Raw genomic sequence first — 17122 nt, forward strand, 5'->3', positions numbered from 1 at the left:
TTCTCGTTCCAAATACTCCGGGGGTGTGGGGGCTGGCCCCCACTCCCTCCCTCTCCACCGGCGCGGCCGTTCCCACTCAGGCGAAGGCGCCCTGGCAGAACCAGCCGGGGGACAGCGCGCCCCCATGGGCATAGTAGATCCACAGCCGGTCGCCGGCATCGGTGACCACCCGCCAGTAATCGCGCTGCCCGGTGCGCCAGTCGGGATCGTCGAGCCACCATTCCGGCGCGATCCGTTCGGCCCCCTCGGCGTGGACGATGGTCAGGTCGCGCCCGCGCCAGCGGATCTGCCGGGGCACGGTCGGCCCCTCCGGGCCATGAATCGGCTCGGGTCGCCAGAGCGTCAGCGGCCGCGGCCGGGGCGGGCGCGGCCAGGGGCCGGCGGGTGCCGACCAGGCGGCGGCGTAGGTCAGCGCGCCCTTCTCGGGGATGTGGCTGTCGGCCGGATGCACGCGGGTGATCGCCTCCAGACCCAGCCGCGCGCCGAGCCGCGCGATCAGGTCGTCGAGCCCGTCGCCCGCCTTCAGCCGCTCGGCCACCGCCTCTCCGGCGGCGTGGTGGCCGACAGGCTGTCGCGCCCGGATCGGTTCGTGCCGGATCGCCTCCAGCCGCAGCATGTCGATGCCGAAACCGGCGTCGATCTCGGCCGCCTTCATCGCCAGGAGAGGGTGTAGCCTGTCCGGCGCGTGCGAGGGGCGCGCGACGCTGACATGCCGCCATTCCATGCTTTGATCGGTGCGGTGCGCCTCCAGCCGCAGGGTGCGGGCGCCGCGCCCGGCGCGTTCGAGCCGTTGGCAGAGGCGCGGCAGCATCCGCTCCAGCGCGGCAGTCACGTCGGCCTCGAGCCCGATCGGGTCGGGCAGGGTGATGCGGACGGCAAAGCGCTCCGGCGCCGCGCGGGGCGAGATCGGTTCGGGCGCCGATCCCAGCGCCTGGTCGAGCCGGCGCACCAGCCCGGTGCCGAAGCGCCGCGCGAGGCTGGCGCGGGGCTGGCCGGTCAGATCGCCGATGCGGCGCAGGCCGAGACGGTGCAGCGCCTCCACGCTGTCTTCCGGCAGGCGCAGGGCGGCGACCGGCAGCGGCGCCAGAACGCCGTGGGTCTGGCCGGGCGGCGCGATGCGGGCGGCGTCCGGCGGCGGCGCGGCAGAGGCCGGCGCCACGCCGCCGCGTTCCCAGTGCCGCCGCTTGCCGGCGCGGGACCGCGTGGCGCGCGCCTCCTGGTCGATGGCGTCGCCGCTGCGATGCGCCGCCGCGCCGCCACCTGCATGCCGCGCCAGCGCCCAGGCCGCGCCCAGCGTGTCGGCGATGCCGGCGCGCACGGTCAGGCCGAGATCGGCGCAATCCTCCTCCACCTGGGCCAGCAGCGCCGCTTCTCCCCCAAAGAGGTGCGCGCAGCCGGTCAGGTCGATCACCAGCCCCTCGGGCGCCTCCTGCGCCACCCAGGGGGAGAACTTGCCGGCCCAGCGGTGCAGCGCGCCGAGGAACGCGGCCTCGCGATGGGGCACTTCGGGCCGGGTGAGCAGATCGGCGCACATCGCGTGCGCGTCGCGCAGGGGCTGCCCGCGGTGCAGCCCCGCCGCGGAGGCGCGGCGCGACAGCGAGGCGAGCGTCTGCGCGCTCCCGACCTCGCGCACAAGCGCGAAGGGCGCGCGGTCGAGACCGGGGTCGAGGCGGATCGCTCGCTCGGCCCCGAGGCGTGGAAACCAGAGCGACAGGATTCGGCGGTTGGGCATGGCGTGGCAGCGCTTTGTTCTTCTTTTGTTCTAACGCGCGCCTGATACGGAGTCGAGCCGGCGCGCAGCCACCCTGACGCCACGCAAGACGCACGCCCCGGCTCTCCGGGACGCGCGGCACGATTGAAAACCCCAACGGGATCAATCCATGCGGACCACCATGTCGAGATCGCCCCGCACCTGTTCGGGAAAGATCACGTGCACCTGGTTCTGCGCCCCGCCCTGCTTCGCGGCGGTGTAGGGCATGTACCATTCGCTGACATTGGCGCTGTTGCGCAGCCGGCTGGAGAACACCAGCGACTCGACGCTCCGGGCGAGCCCGCCGAAGGGCAGCTTGTTCCCCGTCCCGACCACCCAGGTGTCGGCCACGCTGTTCTGCGCGTGACTGACCCGCAGCGGATTCGCGGTGGCGAACTCCACGTTGTGATAGGTGTTGTTGGTCACCGTCACCTGCCGCGAGGCGTCGAGGTTCAGCGGCGCGAAGCTGCTATCAACCCGCTCGGCCCGGTTGATGGTCACGCCCGAGCCGCGGAACGTGTTGCCCGCGATGTTGATGCCGTTCAGCCGGTGGTTCGTCCCGTAGGGTTTCACAACGATGAACGAGAAGGCCGCCGAGACGTTCGAGCACAGGAAGACGTTGCCCTCGATCGACAGGCCCGCGAAGCCGAACCCGCCGGTATAATCCGGCTCGGGTTCGCGTTCGTTGGTCCATTCGATGAAGCAGTTGTCGACGTAGTTGCCGACGATCGTGGTGTTGCAGGCCCGGATCGCCACGACGATCCCGGCGGTGCGTACCCCGTTCGAGGACGCGTCGCCCTGGAAGAAGTGGTTGCCGCTGATCAGCCCCTGCGCCCCCGACGTCACCAGGAAATGCCGGAACTGCGAGGCGCGGTTGTCGCGGATCTTCACGTCGTTGTTGTTGACGTTGATGGCGATGGACTGGCGGTTCTGCGCCGCGACGTCGCCTTCATGGCTGATGAAGTTGCAGCGCTCGATCATCATGCCCTGGCAGCCGTCGCCGTGGCTGGTGATGGCGCGGCGGTGCGGCCGGTTGATGGTGCAGTCGCGGATCCGCATGACCGTGCCGACCGGCGCGAGCAGGATGCCGTTCGCGACCTCGTTGCACTGGAACTCGATACCGTCGATCTCGAACACGTCGAGCCGGTCGAAGCCCGAGAAATCCAGCAGGTACTTGTAGCGGGTGAAGGTGTAGGTCTGCGTCCCCTCCGCGTCCGACAGCGGTTCCGACAGGGTGATTTCCTGCGCGGACGTGTTCTTGGACTTCACGTAGATCTCGCGCCCGACGCCGGCGCCCTCCACGCGCGATCCGACGCGCACGTTGGCGACGTTGGTCACGTCGGTCAGCTTGTCCGGGGCGGAGGCGGAATAGCGCGCTTGGCTGGTCACCTGAATGGCGGTCCAGTTTCCGTCCGGGTTGGCGCGGATCTGGCCGTTGCGCAGGATCCGCCGCTGGGCATAGCTGTCGCGGTTGGGCACCGCGGCGGCGACATCGAGCGGTTCGTCCAGCGTCACCCGCCGCCCGCCGAGATCGAGGCTGTCGTGGTCGGCATTGTTCAGAAGCGCCTGGATCGCCTTCCTGAGCGCGGTGCCCTCGTCGCCGAACGCCTCGATGTAGGTCGGCAGGTCGAAGCTCTTGGTGAAGGACACGATCGCCCCGGTGGTGGCGCTGAGCGTACCTTCGAAGATCATCGGCGCGTCCAGGGTGATCGAACTGGCGATGCGGTAGCTGCCGGCGGAGACCAGCACCGCGCGGCCGTTCGCGTCGGCGTCGGCCAGTTCGAACGCGGCGGCGTCGTCGCCGGTGCCATCGCCGCGCGCGCCGTAATCGCGCACGTCGACCCAGGGCAGCAGGTCGCGGCCGAAGACGGAGGTCACGTCCTCGATCTCGATGTCGTCGACGCGCACGACGCCCCCCGTGGGGCCGGTCAGGTCGATCCCGAAATGCCCGTAATCGGCCTGCGTGCCCCAGACCATGTCGACACCCTGGCGATTGCCGGTGCCGACGATGGCGGAAACCTCCACGACCTCGCCATAGGTGGTGAGCGCAGTGGAGGGTCCGATTTCCGTCACGCCGTCCAGGTGGCTGCCGTTCGAACGCGCCGCCCAGCCGGCGATCCGCACGGCGGGCAGGTTGCCCGAGATCGCCTTCACCCGCGCGGTGACGCGCAGATAGCAGCCCGGCAGGATCCGGGTCTCGCCCATGTAGCGGATCCGCTGGGTGCCGTCGGTCTTCTGCAGCTCGAGCGCGCCGCCGAAATCGGCGTCGGAGGGCACGAAGGCCGCGGTGCCGATATTCTGGTAGGTGTCCGAGCCGGGCGTGCCGTTGCCGCTCGACCAGACGCCGAGCCCGGCCGCAAAGGCCGTGGGCTGGAACACAATGCCGTCGGTGATCGCCTTGTTCATCGCTGATGCCTTTCCCTCGCGCGGGGGGCAGGGACGCCCCTCAAGGATGGGAAGGCTTGTCGCATCCGCCCGGTTAGAGCCGGCCTTCGGCACCGTCACGGTCGCCGTTGCGCATGGGGTCGCTTTTCGCGCGAAGGGATGAACGGGATACCCCGCGCGGACTCAAGGCCGTCAGGCCGCCGCGCATCGCCGGGCCGCCCGCCGGACCGGCGATTTGTCGACGCTGGCGCGACGCTCGAACGTCTTGCAGACTTGGCAATCATGAAGCGCCGCCGCCCGGCCGTCAGGATCGCCGATCCGCGGCCCGTCGCTGCGCGGCTCGGTACCCCGGCTCAGGCCGACAGGCTCTCGTCCAGAACGATCACGCCGCCGATCCGCCAGGTCCCGGCGACGTCCTTCATCTCGTAGTCGAGCACGTGCAGCGCGCCCGCCCCGTCGCGCACATAGACCTTCTGCCAGAGCCCGCCGCGTTCCTCGCGGAGCGCGCCGAACGTGACCTCTCCGGGCTGCCAGACCATCGGATAGCCGCGTTCGACCATCATGCCGAAATTCTCGGCCGTGCCGAACATCCGCCGGATTACCGGCGCGGCATACTCGAAGGCCCCGGAGACATCCGCATCGCGGAAGGCCTGCATCTGGCCCGATATGACCGCCTCGATTTCGGGGTTCGCCGGCCGCTCCTGCGCCTGGCCGATGGTCGGCACCAGCAGGGACAGACAGAGGACGAGAGCGCGCATCATGGTAAGATCCTCCCTTGCCGCTACGTCATATACGGATCGAGATGCCCCGCGGTTTCAGCGCGGCAAGGGAACGCGGCATTCCGTCCCGTCGTTATGCGGCCATGAGCTACACCCTGAAAGCCTCCGAACCCGATCTGGCGCAGGGCCTGCGGCGGGTCGCCGCCGACCAGCTCGACCGTGCGCTGGCGTCGCTCGGGGCGGAGGGCGCGGACCCGCACGAGGCGGTGCATGACGCGCGCAAGCGCTGCAAGAAACTGCGCGGGCTCTTGCGGCTCTTCCGCGGGGCGCTCCCTGACTACGACACCGAGAATGCGGCGCTGCGCGATGCGGCGCGGCACCTGTCGGACCTGCGCGACAAGACGGCGATGATCGAATGTTACGACCGGCTCATGGACCGCTACGGCGAGACGCTGAACCGCAGCGCCTTCGGGCCGCTGCGGGCCGGGATGACCCGCGACCGCAACGCCGCGACCGAGGCGGGCGACCTGTCGGACCGCATGACCGCGATGGCCGAGGCGCTGCGCCTGGTGCGCGGCCGCGTCGATGGCTGGGAACTGACCGACGAGGGCTTCCCCGCGATCCGCAAGGGGCTGCTCAAGACCTACGGCCGCGCCCGCGATGCCATGGCCGAGGCACAGGCGACCCGCGATCCGGAGCTCATGCACGAATGGCGCAAGCGGGTGAAATACCACTGGTATCACATGCGCCTGTTGTCGGACGCGCAATCCGAACCGTTGGCGGCGCGTGAAACGGCGGCCGATCAGCTTTCGGACCTTCTGGGAGAGCATCACGACCTGGTGGAGCTCGCCCCCCGGCTGGAGGCCGCGCCGCTGGGCGACACCCCGACGCGGGTCTTGCGCGGCATCGCGCGGGAGGAGATGGCCCGCCTCGAGGAAGAGGTCTTCGCCATCGGTCACTCGCTCTTCGCACGCAAGCCGAAAAAGTTCGGCAAGGACGTCGAAGAGGCGGTGACCACCTGGTACGCGGCGGCCTGACGGCGCCGCAAACCTGTCAGCCCAGTTCCGCGTTCAGGCCTTTCTCGATCAGCGCGACGGTCTCGTCGATCCCGTAAAGCGCCACGAACCCGCCGAAGCGCGGCCCCTGGCTCGCGCCCAGCAGCACCTCGTAGAGCGCCTTGAACCAGTCGCGCAGCGGGTCGAACCCGTGGTCCTTGCCGACGGCGAAAACGATGGTCTGCAGCGTCTCGTCGTCCTGCGGGCCGTCATGCGCCTGCAGCCGCGCCGCGAGGTCGCGCATCGCCGCTTCCTCCTTCTCGTCGGGGGCGCGGAAGACCTTGTGCGGCTTCACGAAGTCCTCGTAGTAGCGCACCGCGTAGCCGGCGGCGGCGTCGAGGTCGGGGTTCTTTTCCGGCGAGGCATCGGGCGCGTAGCGGATGATGAAGCCCCACAGCGTCTCCTTGTCCTCGGCCCCCGAAACGCTCGCGAGGTTCAGCAGCATCGCGAAGGACACCACCATCGTCGAGGTCGGCACATCGTGTTCGTGCACGTGATAGACCGGGTTGGCGAGCTGCTTGTCCGCGTCCTGTCCGGCATAGGCGCGAAGCTGCTGGTGGTACTCGTCCACCGCCTTCGGGATCACGTCCCAGCTCAGCCGCTTGGCGGTCTTGGGCTTGAGGAACATGTAATAGCCGAGGCTCTCCGTCGAGGCGTAGGTGAGCCATTCGTCGATGGTCAGCCCGTTGCCCTTCGACTTGGAGATCTTCTCCCCCTTCTCGTCGAGGAAAAGCTCGTAGGTGAAGTGCTCGGGCTTCTTGCCGCCGAGGATCTCGCAGATCCGGTCGTAGATCGGCGTGTTGGTCGAATGGTCCTTGCCGTACATCTCGAAATCGACGTCCAGCGCGGCCCAGCGGGCGCCGAAATCGGGCTTCCACTGCAGCTTCACGTTGCCGCCGGTGACCGGCAGCGTCCACTCGCGCCCGTCCTCGTCGTCGAAGGTGACGGTGCCGTCTTTCGCGTCGACATGCTTGATCGGCACGTAGAGGACGCGGCCCGTCTCTGGGTGGATCGGCAGGAAGATCGAATAGGTCTGCTGGCGCTCCTCGCGGAGCGACTTGAGCATCACCTGCATGATGTCGTCGTAGCGTTCGGCGGCGCGCAGGAGCGTTTCGTCGAACTGGCCGGAGCGGTAATAGTCGGTGGCCGACACGAATTCGTACTCGAAGCCGAAGGCGTCGAGGAAGGCGCGCAAACGCGCGTTGTTGTGCGCCCCGAAGCTTTCATGCGTGCCGAACGGGTCGGGCACGTCGGTCAGCGGCTTTTGCAGGTGCGCCTTCAGCGCCTCGGGGTCGGGCACGTTGTCGGGCACCTTGCGCATGCCGTCCATGTCGTCTGAAAAGCAGACGAGCCGCGTCGGGATGTCCGAGATCACCTCGAAGGCGCGGCGGATCATCGTCGTGCGCGCGACCTCCCCGAAGGTGCCGATATGCGGCAGGCCCGAAGGGCCGTAGCCCGTCTCGAACAGGACGTGCCCCTTGGCCGGCGGGCCGCTCTCATAGCGTTTGAGCACCCGGCGCGCCTCTTCGAACGGCCAGGCCTTCGAATTCATCGCGGCATCGCGCAGGTTCGACATCTCGTCATGCTCCTCGGGTCGGGTGGGGCGCGGGCGCGCGCGTGCGCCCGTGCGGGCGGCATCGCGCCGCACGGCGCTCCCTATTGCGGGGCCGGTGCCGGGTCAATAACGTCGCGCTCGACAGATCGGCCCCTCTTACCCGGAGATGACGTGATGCCGGACAGCATCGAACACGCGATGACCCCCCAGGACTGCCTCGTCGCGGTGATGATCGCGATCTCCGCCTCGGACGAGACGATCCGCACGACGGAGCTTCTGAAAATCCAGTCGGCGGTATCCATCCTGCCGATCTTCCAGGACTACGATGGCGACCGCATCCAGCAGATCTCGCGGCTGGTCTTCGACCTCTTCGACCAGGAGGACGGGCTCGATGCGCTGTTCGGGCTCTTGCGCGACCACCTGCCCGAACGGCTGAACGAAACCGCCTACGCGCTGGCCTGCGACGTGGCGGCGGCCGACGGCTTCCTCGGCGAGCCGGAACTGCGACTGCTGGAAGAGATCCGCTACGAGCTCGACCTCGACCGGCTGCACGCGGCGGCGATCGAGCGCGGGGCGCGGGCGCGGCATCTCAGTCTCTGAAGACAGCGGCGCCATCAGCGCGCGTGATGGCCGGCCTCACCCATTCTGAATTGCGCCCGGCGCGGCCGTGGGTAGGCTCCGCCCTGCCTTGTCCGGAGAGCCGCCGATGGATCGTCCCGCCCCGCTGATCACGCCCGTCCTTGTCGCGGGCTGCCTCATCATCTGCGTGTCCTTCGCGATCCGCGCCAGTTTCGGCGTGTTCCAGATCCCCATCGCGGAAGAGTTCGGCTGGCTCAGGGCGGAGTTTTCGCTCGCCATCGCGATCCAGAACCTCGCCTGGGGGATCGGCCAGCCGATCTTCGGCGCCTTCGCCGAGAGGCTGGGCGACCGCCGCGCCATCATCCTCGGCGCGTTGATCTACGCGGCGGGGCTGGTGCTGTCGAGCTTCGCCACCTCGCCCGAGGCGCACCAGATGTACGAGGTGCTGGTGGGCTTCGGCATCGCCGGGACCGGCTTCGGCGTGATCCTCGCGGTGGTGGGGCGGGCGGCGTCGGACGACAACCGCTCCATGGCGCTGGCCATCGCCACGGCGGCGGGATCGGCCGGCCAGGTCTTCGGCGCGCCGCTGGCCGAATGGATGCTGGGGATGATGCCGTGGCAGAGCGTCTTCCTGGTCTTCGCCGCCGCGATCCTCGCCGTTCTCGCGGTCCTACCGATGATGCGCGCGCCCGAGCGGGCGAGCCGCGCCGAGCTCGAGGAGACGATGGGCGAGATCCTCGGCCGGGCGCTGCGCGATCCGTCCTTTTCGCTGATCTTCATCGGGTTCTTCTCCTGCGGCTACCAGCTCGGCTTCGTGACGGCGCATTTTCCGGCGCTGGTGACCGAGATGTGCGGGCCGATCCTGCAGGGGGGCGTCCTGCATTCGGTGGGGATCACCACGACCTCGGCGCTCGGGGCGGTGGCGATATCGCTGATCGGGCTGGCGAACATCGCCGGAACGCTGGCGGCCGGCTGGGCCGGGCGGCGCTGGCCGAAGAAGTACCTGCTGGCCGGGATCTATGTCGGCCGGACGCTGGCGGCGGGGCTGTTCATCAGCCTGCCGATCACGCCGCTGACGGTGCTGGCATTCAGTCTTGTGATGGGCGCGCTGTGGCTGGCGACGGTGCCGCTGACCTCGGGGCTGATCGCGCATATCTACGGGCTGCGCTACATGGGCACGCTCTACGGGATCGTGTTCTTTTCCCACCAGCTTGGCAGTTTCCTCGGCGTCTGGCTCGGCGGGCGGATGTACGATCTGACGGGCGGCTACACGCTGGTCTGGTGGGTCGGCGTCGGCGTGGGCGCGCTGTCGGCCATCGTGCATCTGCCGGTGCGGGAGGCGCGCTCGCCGGTGGTCGCGCCGGCCTGAGGGGCGGTGCGCGCGGCGCGGTCGGAGCCTCCGGCGGGAGTATTTGGGACGAGAAGAAGAGAGGGGCGCGGCGCCGGTTTCAGGCGGCGGCGCGGGTGTCGAGGAGGCCCTCGGCGACGAGGCGGTCGGCCCAGGCCTGCGGTGCGTCGAAGCGGTGGGTCTGCCAGCCGCGGGCGGCGGCGGTCTCGATGTTGTCGGCGCGGTCGTCGGTGAAGAGGAGGCGGGCGGGCGGGATGCCGCAATCGGCCTCCATTGCCGCGTAGATCTCCGCGTCCGGTTTGGCGAGGCCCATGTGGCCCGAGATGTAGTGCCGGTCGAACTCCGCGAGGAACGGGTATTCGGGTTCGGCGATGGCGAAGGTGCCGATGCCGAAATTGGACAGCGCGAAGACCGGCACGCCGGCCGTGCGCAGGGCCCTGAGGAGCCTTGTGGAATGCGGGATCTCGGGGCCGGCGAGCTTCAGCCAGTCGTCGTGCCACATGCGGATCTCGTCGGCCCATTCGGGGTGGGCTGCGGCGGTGTCCATGACGGTGGCGCGGAAATCGGCGCCACGGTCGATGCGGTCGTTCATGGTATGCAGGTCGACCTCTTCGAACAGCGCGCGGCGCCGGCCTGGGCCGATGGTGGCGTCGTAGTGGCGTTCGGGTCGCCATTCCAGCAGCACGTTGCCGATATCGAAGACCACCGCGTCCACGCTCATCCCGCGTTCCCTTGCCTGATGGCGGCGCGCATCTCGCGCTCCAGCGCGTCGAGAAAGCGCGCGCGGTCGGCCTTTGTAAACCCCTTGCCGCCGCCCTGGCGGAACGGATCGGCGGCGCGCAGGTCGGTCATCAGGTCGCGCATCGCCAGCGCCTGCCCGACATTGGCCGCGCCGAGCGCCTCGCCGTCGGGTTTCAGGACGCGCGCCCCGGCCTCCACGCAGCGGGCGGCGAGCGGGATGTCCTGGGTCACGACGACGTCGCCGGGGCCGGCCCGGTCGGCGATCCACTGGTCGGCCACGTCGGGGCCATCGGGCACCACGACGGTTTCCACCAGCGGATTGGCGGAGGGCCGGATGCCGCCGTTCGAGACGATGCGAACGGCGGCCTTGTGGCGGGTTGCGACGCGCTCGGCCTCCGCGCGGACGGGGCAGGCGTCGGCGTCGACGTAGAGGATGGTCACCCGTAGAGCGCCTCGGCGTGGAAGGTGACGTGGTCTTCCATGAACGTCGAGATGAAGAAGTAGCTGTGATCGTAGCCCTTCTGCATCCGGAACTGGCCCTCCTGCCGGCGCGCGGCCATCGCCTCGGCCAGCGCTTCGGGCTTCAGCAGCTCGAGGAAATTGTCGCTCGACCCCTGGTCGATGAGGACCGGGCCGTCGAAGCCCTTGTCGCGCATCAGCAGGGTGGAATCGTGCGGCGCCCATTTGGACGTGTCGTCGCCGAGATAGGCGCCAAACTGCTTCTTGCCCCAGTCCGACTGCGTCGGATGTGCGATCGGCGCGAAGGCCGACACGGAGCGGAAGCGGCCGGGATAGCTCATCGCCATGGTCAGCGCGCCATGCCCGCCCATGGAATGCCCGCAGATCGACTGCCGGTCGAGATCGACGGCGAAATGCTCGCCCACCGCTTTCGGCAGGTCCTTGGTGATGTAGTCCCACATCCTGAAGTTCTTCGCCCAGGGATCCTGCGTGGCGTTCACGTAGAAGCCCGCTCCCTTGCCGAGATCGTAGGCCTCGTCGTCTGCGACGTCGTCGCCGCGCGGCGAGGTGTCGGGAAAGCAGATGGCGATGCCCTGCTCGGCGCACCAGGCCTGTGCCCCGGCCTTGGTCATCGCGTTGTCGTGCGTACAGGTCAGTCCCGACAGGTACCACAGGATCGGCACCGGCGCGTCGGCGGCCTCTTCCGGCAGGAAGAGCGCGAAGGTCATGTCGCAGGCGCATGCGTCGGAGGCGTGGGTGTAGACACCCTGGGTGCCGCCATAGCTGCGCATTTCGGATACGGTTTGCATCGAAGGTCCCCCGGATTGGTTGGTTGTCCAAGGCCTGCCCGAAGGCGCCCGCCTGCGCAACCTAGACGAACAGGGGTCAGACGGAGACGAGCGCGATCACCACGGAGACCGTGACGATCGACACCGCCGTCGAGATCAGGATTGAGGCCGAGACCCGCTGCGGCGCGACGCCGTAGTGCTGCGCCAGGATGAAGACGTTGCCGGCCACGGGCAGCGCGGCCGCCGACACGATCACCGCGGCGTCGTACGGGGCGACCGGGAAGAACAGGTAGGCGCCCGCCGCGACGAGCGCGGGGTGCAGGATCAGCTTGCAGAAGGACAGCCAGCCGGCGACGCTCAGCCGTTCGGCGGATTTGGAGGCGAGCGAGGCGCCGATGGCGAACAGCGCGCCGGGCGTCGCGGCGTTGCCGAGGATGGTCAGGAACTCGTTCACCACCGCCGGGATCGGCAGCGCGGCGGCGGACACGAGCAGGCCGAGGACGATGGCGACGATCATCGGGTTCTTCACCAGTCCCAGCCCGACGGTGCGCAGCACCCCCGCCGACATCCGCCCGTCGCGTGATCCTGTCACCAGGATCACCAGCAGCGACGAGAACACGATGAGGTCGATCGACAGCACCAGGATGATCGGCCCCACCGCCTCCTGCCCCAGGAGGAGCGCCAGCATCGGCACGCCGAGGAACCCGGTATTGCCGATGGCGGCGCATTGCGCCTCGATCGCCGCCACCTCGACCGAGGCGGCGCGCCAGAACGCCACGCCGAGCGCGATGCCGTAAACGAAGGCCGTGCCCCACAGGTAGGCAGCCGCGAGACGTGCGTCGAAGATGTCGGAGAAGGACAGGTTCGCCGAGAACCGGAACAGCATCGCCGAGAGCGCGAAGTAGAAGACGAACTTAGTGAGGTAGGCGGTCGCTTCCGCGGTGAAGAACTTCGTGCGTCCGGCGCCGTAGCCAAGCCCGATCAGGCCGAAGAACGGCAGCGTCTTGAGGAAAATCTCCAACATGGCGGCCTTGTTAGCAGCGTCTCGTGGCCCGTCAATCGGGCCGTCTCGTGCGCCGTGCGGAGTGTGATCCGCCGTTCCGGGGCGATGCGGAAAAGTTTGAACCGATCCGGACGCGACGCCGGCCAATGGGCACAAGGACGGCGTTTTCGGTCCGGACGACATGACTGCAGCGCCGCGCCCTTGATAAAATGAACCGAACTGTTTAGTTCACTTTGTGATCCGGCAATGACCGGACCGATCACCCAACTCGCGTGGAGACACGATCATGCGCTTCCTGCTCGTTCTGACCCTTGCCGCCACGGCGGCCCTTTCCACGCCGGCCCTCGCCGGCGGTGCCTTCCCCGACCTGCCCTACATGGTCTTCCCGCCCGAGGACGGCCCGCTTGGCCCGGTCGATCCGACGCCGCAGCCCGGGCCGTCGCGTCAGGAATGAGGCCACGTATTGCTCGCGCCTCTTGCGGCATCATATAGTCCCCTGCCGGCAAGTGGGGGTGATGTATGACGGCCGAGGCCGCTAAGGTCCGCAAGGGGCGCAAGTTCGACCAGGTCGTATGCGGCGCCCGTGACATCTTCCTGCGTGACGGGTACGAAGGCGCCAGCGTCGACGACATCGCCCGCGCGGCGGGCGTGTCCAAGGCGACGCTCTACAACTACTTCCCCGACAAGCGCCTGCTGTTCCTCGAGGTCGCGACCGGCCAGTGCCAGTTCCAGACCGACGAGGTGCTCGGCAGCGTCGATCTTACCCGCCCCCCGCGCGAGGTGCTGCCGGTGGCGGCGCGCAGCTACATGCGTTTCGTTCTGTCGCCGCTGGGGCAGAGCATCTTCCGCGTCTGCGTCTCCGAGACGGAGCGCTTTCCCGAGATCGGCCGCGAGTTCTTCGAATGCGGGCCGAAGCTCGTGCACACCTACCTTGTCGCCTATCTGCAGGGGGCGGTGACGCGCGGCGAGGCGGCGATCGAGGATCTGGACCTCGCGGCCGACCAGTTCGCGCAGCTCTGCAAGGCGGGTCTGTGGGACAAGCTCGCCTTCGGGATCAAGGACAGCTACGACGAGGCCGAACTCGACCGCGTCGTCGACGGCGCGGTCGACATGTTCATGGCGCGTTACGGCACCTAGTCGACGCGCCGCACCAGGAGCTGGTTGCCGGGCGAGCGCTTGGTCTCGAACACCTTCAGATCGCTGACGAGGTCCGAGAGCTTGCGCTTGCCGTAGGTGCGGGTGTCGAAATCGGGGTTCGAGGCGGTGATGAACTGGCCGATCTGGCCCAGCGGGATCCATTCGTCGTCCTGCTCGATCCCGTCCATCGCCTTGAAGATCAGGTTGCGCGCCTCTTCCATGTTGCCGGTGGCGCGCGGCTGGCTCTGGCCCTTGCCCGACGTGTCGGGCGCGCCGTCCATGTTCTCCAGGAAGATGAAGCGCTTGCAGGCCTTGCGGAAGGCCTCGGGCGTCTTCTGCATGCCGATGCCGTAGACGTCGAGCCCCTGCTCGCGCAGCCGGCTGGCCAGCCGGGTGAAGTCGCTGTCCGAGGAGACCAGGCAGAACCCGTCGAAGCGGCCCGAGTGCATCAGGTCCATCGCGTCGATCACCAGCGCGATGTCACTGGCGTTCTTGCCCACCGTGTTCGCTGGCTGGTGCGTCGGCACGAGGCCGAACTCCGCCGTGACCTTCGACCAGCCCGCCATCTGGTTGGAGGAGAAATCGCCGTAGCAGCGCCGCACGCTCGCCTCGCCGAGGCTGGCGATCTCGTCGAACAGCGCCTTGGCGTATTTCGGAGAGGTGTTGTCGGCGTCGATCAGGACGGCGAGAAGCTTGGTGTCTTCGGGCAAGGCGGCCTCCCGGTGGGATCAGAGCGTGCGATACATGACCAGCGCGTCGACGTAGCCGGCGGTGGGGTGGCGGAAGGCGCCGGGCAGGCGGCCGACGATGTCGAAACCCGCGCGCTCCCACGTTGCGACGGCGCGGACATTGGTGGCCACGACAAAGTTGAACTGCATCGCGCGGTATCCCGCATCACGCGCGGTGTCCAGCGCATGCGCGAGCATCGCGCGGGCGACGCCGCGGCCCTGCGCCTCGGCCGCCGTCAGGAAGGCGGCGTTGCAGACATGATCGCCGCCTCCGGGCTGGTTGGGGCGCAGGATATAGGTGCCGAGCACCGCGCCTCCGGCCTCGGCGACGAACACGCGGTGCGCGGGGCTTTGCCAGTAGGCGAGAGCGTCGTCCCGCGCGATGTCGCGCGGGACGGTGTAGGTGTCGCCGGCGCGGAAGATCGGCTCCATGATCCGCCAGAGCGCGTCGTTGTCCGTCTCGGTCGCGGGGCGGAGGGAAAGCTCATCCATCGCTCAAGGCCTCCAGCGCGGCAAGTGCCCGTGTTGCGTCGGGCGCGGGCACGAAAACGTGGTCGTGATGGAGTGCCGCGACGACGTTGCAGGCGATCCCGGCCTCGGTCAGCGCCCCCGACACCGCTGCCGTCAGCCCGATCCCGTCGAGCGCCGAATGCACCCGCAGCGTGATGCGCCGCATCGGCAGGTCTGCCGGCAGCCCCGCCTCCCGCGCGACCTCTTCCGGCAGGATGAGGGACAGGCCCTCGTCCTCCCGGAACGTGGCGAGCGCCCGGGCCGCAAGCGCGGGATCGTCCGAGCCGGCGAAGACGTAGCGCCCGGGGCAAAGCTCCGGGCGCATGTGGCGGATCATCTCCGCTCTGTCGCGAACCGGGGGCACCGGCTCAGAAGGTGACGACGGCGCGGATGGACTTGCCCTCGTGCATGAGGTCGAAGCCGTGGTTGATCTCGTCGAGGGTGAGGGTGTGGGTGATCATCGGGTCGATCTCGATCTTGCCCTGCATGTACCAGTCGACGATCTTCGGCACGTCCGTGCGGCCCTTGGCGCCGCCGAAGGCCGTGCCCTTCCAGACCCGCCCCGTGACCAGCTGGAACGGCCGGGTGGAGATCTCCGCCCCCGCCGGCGCGACGCCGATGATGATCGATTCGCCCCAACCCTTGTGCGCCGATTCCAGCGCCGTGCGCATCACGCCCACGTTGCCCGTGGCGTCGAACGTGTAGTCGCCGCCGCCGCCGGTCAGTTCGACAAGATGCGCCACGAGATCGCCTTCGACCTCTTTCGGATTGACGAAATCGGTCATGCCGAATTGCGTCGCCATCTGCTTCTTCTCGGGGTTGAGGTCGACGCCGACGATCTGGTCCGCGCCCGCCATGCGCAGGCCCTGGATCACGTTCAGTCCGATCCCGCCGAGGCCGAAGACGATCGCCCGGCAGCCGATCTCGGCCTTGGCGGTGTTGATCACCGCGCCGATGCCGGTGGTCACGCCGCAGCCGATATAGCAGATTTTATCGAACGCAGCGTCCTTGTTAACCTTTGCCAGCGCAATCTCGGGCAGGACCGTGTGATTGGCGAAGGTGGAACAGCCCATGTAGTGATGCAGCACCGTGCCGTCGTCGAGCGAAAAGCGCGACGTGCCGTCGGGCATCAGGCCCTTGCCCTGCGTGCCCCGGATCTTCTGACAGAGGTTGGTCTTGCCCGAGAGGCAGTATTCGCATTCCCGGCATTCGGGCGTGTAGAGCGGGATCACGTGGTCGCCCGGCTTCACGCTGGTGACGCCCTCGCCGCATTCCACCACGACGCCCGCGCCCTCGTGGCCCAGGATCGACGGGAACAGCCCCTCGGGATCGGCGCCCGAGCGGGTGAATTCATCGGTATGGCACAGGCCCGTCGCCTTGATCTCCACCAGAACCTCGCCCGCCTTCGGGCCCTCCAGGTTCACTTCCATGATCTCAAGCGGCTTGCCCGCTTCCATCGCCACCGCAGCACGCGTTTTCATGACCCGTCCTTCCATTCTTTCTTGCCGGAATTTGCGCGGAGACTGGCCCAAAGCCATCGGTTCCGCAATCGGCGGCGGCGTTCAGAATTCGGCCCAAAGGCCGATTTTCAGCCCCATGCTGTTGTCGCCCGTCAGCCCCCAGGTGCCGCCCAGCTCCAGCGACAGGGGGCCACGCAGGGGAAACACGACGGAGGGCGCGAAGCGGGCGAAAGCCGGATCGCCCGCCTGCTGGCCGGTCTGCATCTGCAGGATCAGCTTGCGCTCCTTGGGCAGCTTGATCCCGTAGGTCATGTCGAGCTTCACGTCGAAGCGCGCGCCGTCGGTCGGCTGCTCCACCAGAGCGTCGGCAGCCAGCCAGCCGCCGTCCCAGCCGCGCCCGAGGCTGAGGCCCGGGCGGACCACCTGACGCCCCGCGATCCGCCCGAACCCGAGCTGAACGGCAGCCTTGATCGGCCAGTCCTGCGGCGTGATCGGGTATTGCAGGAAACCGATGGTCTTGATCTCGCCCGACACCGCCCGGCCGAGGTCGAGCCCGAGCGTCAGCTTCCGTGTCAGCCCGTATTCGAGGTAGAGCGCGTCGTACCGCCCGGTCGGCTCCGTCGAGGTCCAGGTCTCGATCGCTCGCGGCCAGGACAGGTGCACCGCACCCGAGGCGTACCAGGTGCCGCGTTCGCGCGGCCACGCCCCGGCTGCCGCCCCGGTCGCGGCGCAGATCAGCGCCACCATGCACGCCCATGCCAAGATCCGCATCGCACCTCTCCCGCGATGCCAGCTTCGCGGGCGCAAGGTTAACGCTCGGTTAAGTTTTCCGCCGCGCGCGCTGGTCAGGCCCCCCTGCCGCGTGCAACATGCGCGGTGGAGCGATGGAATGTCGGGGGCGGGAC

At 68.6% G+C, this 17122-nt stretch carries 18 protein-coding genes; 5 read left to right on the top strand and 13 right to left on the bottom strand.

Translation table 11 applies throughout. The features are described from left to right. Positions 1-76: 76 nt before the first annotated feature. The 3 genes from F3H57_RS03680 to F3H57_RS03690 all read right to left on the bottom strand — a co-directional run bounded on the left by F3H57_RS03680 (position 77) and on the right by F3H57_RS03690 (position 4896). Positions 77-1732, bottom strand: coding sequence for a Y-family DNA polymerase (locus tag F3H57_RS03680; protein WP_149754536.1), 1656 nt, complete (start codon positions 1730-1732; stop codon positions 77-79). A gap of 141 nt (positions 1733-1873) precedes the next feature. Further along, on the bottom strand, positions 1874-4156 hold the full coding sequence (locus F3H57_RS03685) for a glycosyl hydrolase family 28-related protein (protein ID WP_149754537.1): 2283 nt from the start codon (positions 4154-4156) through the stop codon (positions 1874-1876). 332 nt (positions 4157-4488) lie between these two features. Then, positions 4489-4896 carry a DUF4864 domain-containing protein gene (locus F3H57_RS03690; RefSeq protein ID WP_223162939.1) on the bottom strand — a complete coding sequence of 136 codons (408 nt, stop codon included), beginning with the start codon at positions 4894-4896 and terminating at the stop codon, positions 4489-4491. Positions 4897-4997: 101 nt separating this feature from the next. On the opposite strand from F3H57_RS03690, the gene F3H57_RS03695 reads away from it, so the two are divergent. After that, positions 4998-5891 (top strand): CHAD domain-containing protein, encoded by an 894-nt coding sequence (locus F3H57_RS03695; RefSeq protein ID WP_188129584.1) that lies wholly within the window; start codon positions 4998-5000, stop codon positions 5889-5891. Positions 5892-5907: 16 nt separating this feature from the next. Here F3H57_RS03695 and F3H57_RS03700 read toward each other — a convergent pair whose 3' ends face one another. Next, positions 5908-7485, bottom strand: coding sequence for a lysine--tRNA ligase (locus F3H57_RS03700; RefSeq protein ID WP_149754887.1), 1578 nt, complete (start codon positions 7483-7485; stop codon positions 5908-5910). 153 nt (positions 7486-7638) lie between these two features. Between F3H57_RS03700 and F3H57_RS03705 the strand changes: the two genes are divergently transcribed. After that, positions 7639-8064 carry a tellurite resistance TerB family protein gene (locus F3H57_RS03705; protein WP_149754539.1) on the top strand — a complete coding sequence of 142 codons (426 nt, stop codon included), beginning with the start codon at positions 7639-7641 and terminating at the stop codon, positions 8062-8064. A gap of 106 nt (positions 8065-8170) precedes the next feature. Beyond that, entirely contained in the window at positions 8171-9412 is a 1242-nt protein-coding gene (locus tag F3H57_RS03710) for an MFS transporter (RefSeq protein ID WP_149754540.1), read from the top strand. A gap of 79 nt (positions 9413-9491) precedes the next feature. On the opposite strand, the gene F3H57_RS03715 is transcribed toward F3H57_RS03710, so the two are convergent. From F3H57_RS03715 to F3H57_RS03730, 4 genes are all read right to left on the bottom strand, one after another. Continuing rightward, positions 9492-10112, bottom strand: a complete 621-nt coding sequence (locus tag F3H57_RS03715; RefSeq protein WP_149754541.1) for an HAD family hydrolase — start codon at positions 10110-10112, stop codon at positions 9492-9494. Next, on the bottom strand, positions 10109-10573 hold the full coding sequence (locus tag F3H57_RS03720) for a YaiI/YqxD family protein (protein WP_149754542.1): 465 nt from the start codon (positions 10571-10573) through the stop codon (positions 10109-10111). The genes F3H57_RS03715 and F3H57_RS03720 overlap by 4 nt, the downstream gene beginning before the upstream one ends. Then, entirely contained in the window at positions 10570-11400 is an 831-nt protein-coding gene (gene fghA, locus F3H57_RS03725; RefSeq protein ID WP_149754543.1) for an S-formylglutathione hydrolase, read from the bottom strand. Before fghA ends, F3H57_RS03720 begins: the two co-directional genes overlap by 4 nt. A 76-nt stretch (positions 11401-11476) precedes the next feature. Then, the gene (locus F3H57_RS03730; RefSeq protein ID WP_149754544.1) at positions 11477-12403 is read right to left on the bottom strand and encodes an AEC family transporter; all 927 of its coding nucleotides are present in this window, start codon (positions 12401-12403) and stop codon (positions 11477-11479) included. Between the two features lie 265 nt (positions 12404-12668). On the opposite strand from F3H57_RS03730, the gene F3H57_RS22070 reads away from it, so the two are divergent. Both F3H57_RS22070 and F3H57_RS03735 read left to right on the top strand, forming a co-directional pair. Then, positions 12669-12836, top strand: coding sequence for a hypothetical protein (locus F3H57_RS22070; RefSeq protein WP_188129585.1), 168 nt, complete (start codon positions 12669-12671; stop codon positions 12834-12836). Positions 12837-12901: 65 nt separating this feature from the next. Next, positions 12902-13519, top strand: a complete 618-nt coding sequence (locus tag F3H57_RS03735) for a TetR/AcrR family transcriptional regulator (protein ID WP_149754545.1) — start codon at positions 12902-12904, stop codon at positions 13517-13519. On the opposite strand, the gene F3H57_RS03740 is transcribed toward F3H57_RS03735, so the two are convergent. The 5 genes from F3H57_RS03740 to F3H57_RS03760 form a co-directional block, all read right to left on the bottom strand. Next, complete coding sequence (locus F3H57_RS03740; protein WP_149754546.1) at positions 13516-14229, bottom strand: NYN domain-containing protein; 714 nt, start codon at positions 14227-14229, stop codon at positions 13516-13518. The two genes, F3H57_RS03735 and F3H57_RS03740, sit on opposite strands and share 4 nt — an antisense overlap. A gap of 18 nt (positions 14230-14247) precedes the next feature. After that, positions 14248-14739: a GNAT family N-acetyltransferase gene (locus tag F3H57_RS03745; RefSeq protein ID WP_149754547.1), complete on the bottom strand. Its 492-nt coding sequence runs from the start codon at positions 14737-14739 to the stop codon at positions 14248-14250. Next, complete coding sequence (locus tag F3H57_RS03750) at positions 14732-15094, bottom strand: ACT domain-containing protein (protein ID WP_149754548.1); 363 nt, start codon at positions 15092-15094, stop codon at positions 14732-14734. The genes F3H57_RS03745 and F3H57_RS03750 overlap by 8 nt, the downstream gene beginning before the upstream one ends. Positions 15095-15125: 31 nt before the next feature. Beyond that, positions 15126-16238: an S-(hydroxymethyl)glutathione dehydrogenase/class III alcohol dehydrogenase gene (locus F3H57_RS03755; RefSeq protein WP_149754549.1), complete on the bottom strand. Its 1113-nt coding sequence runs from the start codon at positions 16236-16238 to the stop codon at positions 15126-15128. A gap of 81 nt (positions 16239-16319) precedes the next feature. After that, positions 16320-16988, bottom strand: coding sequence for a hypothetical protein (locus F3H57_RS03760; RefSeq protein ID WP_149754550.1), 669 nt, complete (start codon positions 16986-16988; stop codon positions 16320-16322). Positions 16989-17122 lie beyond the last annotated feature (134 nt).

The sequence above is a fragment of the Roseivivax sediminis genome (genome assembly GCF_900112685.1).
GTDB lineage: Bacteria > Pseudomonadota > Alphaproteobacteria > Rhodobacterales > Rhodobacteraceae > Roseivivax > Roseivivax sediminis.

Excerpts from the sequence above, each read along its gene's own strand:
- F3H57_RS03680 (WP_149754536.1), bottom strand. The coding sequence starts at position 1,732 with ATGCCCAACCGCCGAATCCTGTCGCTCTGGTTTCCACGCCTCGGGGCC.
- F3H57_RS03685 (WP_149754537.1), bottom strand. The coding sequence starts at position 4,156 with ATGAACAAGGCGATCACCGACGGCATTGTGTTCCAGCCCACGGCCTTT.
- F3H57_RS03690 (WP_223162939.1), bottom strand. The coding sequence starts at position 4,896 with ATGATGCGCGCTCTCGTCCTCTGTCTGTCCCTGCTGGTGCCGACCATC.
- F3H57_RS03695 (WP_188129584.1), top strand. The coding sequence starts at position 4,998 with ATGAGCTACACCCTGAAAGCCTCCGAACCCGATCTGGCGCAGGGCCTG.
- F3H57_RS03700 (WP_149754887.1), bottom strand. The coding sequence starts at position 7,485 with ATGTCGAACCTGCGCGATGCCGCGATGAATTCGAAGGCCTGGCCGTTC.
- F3H57_RS03705 (WP_149754539.1), top strand. The coding sequence starts at position 7,639 with ATGCCGGACAGCATCGAACACGCGATGACCCCCCAGGACTGCCTCGTC.
- F3H57_RS03710 (WP_149754540.1), top strand. The coding sequence starts at position 8,171 with ATGGATCGTCCCGCCCCGCTGATCACGCCCGTCCTTGTCGCGGGCTGC.
- F3H57_RS03715 (WP_149754541.1), bottom strand. The coding sequence starts at position 10,112 with ATGAGCGTGGACGCGGTGGTCTTCGATATCGGCAACGTGCTGCTGGAA.
- fghA (WP_149754543.1), bottom strand. The coding sequence starts at position 11,400 with ATGCAAACCGTATCCGAAATGCGCAGCTATGGCGGCACCCAGGGTGTC.
- F3H57_RS03730 (WP_149754544.1), bottom strand. The coding sequence starts at position 12,403 with ATGTTGGAGATTTTCCTCAAGACGCTGCCGTTCTTCGGCCTGATCGGG.
- F3H57_RS22070 (WP_188129585.1), top strand. The coding sequence starts at position 12,669 with ATGCGCTTCCTGCTCGTTCTGACCCTTGCCGCCACGGCGGCCCTTTCC.
- F3H57_RS03735 (WP_149754545.1), top strand. The coding sequence starts at position 12,902 with ATGACGGCCGAGGCCGCTAAGGTCCGCAAGGGGCGCAAGTTCGACCAG.
- F3H57_RS03745 (WP_149754547.1), bottom strand. The coding sequence starts at position 14,739 with ATGGATGAGCTTTCCCTCCGCCCCGCGACCGAGACGGACAACGACGCG.
- F3H57_RS03750 (WP_149754548.1), bottom strand. The coding sequence starts at position 15,094 with ATGATCCGCCACATGCGCCCGGAGCTTTGCCCCGGGCGCTACGTCTTC.
- F3H57_RS03755 (WP_149754549.1), bottom strand. The coding sequence starts at position 16,238 with ATGAAAACGCGTGCTGCGGTGGCGATGGAAGCGGGCAAGCCGCTTGAG.
- F3H57_RS03760 (WP_149754550.1), bottom strand. The coding sequence starts at position 16,988 with ATGCGGATCTTGGCATGGGCGTGCATGGTGGCGCTGATCTGCGCCGCG.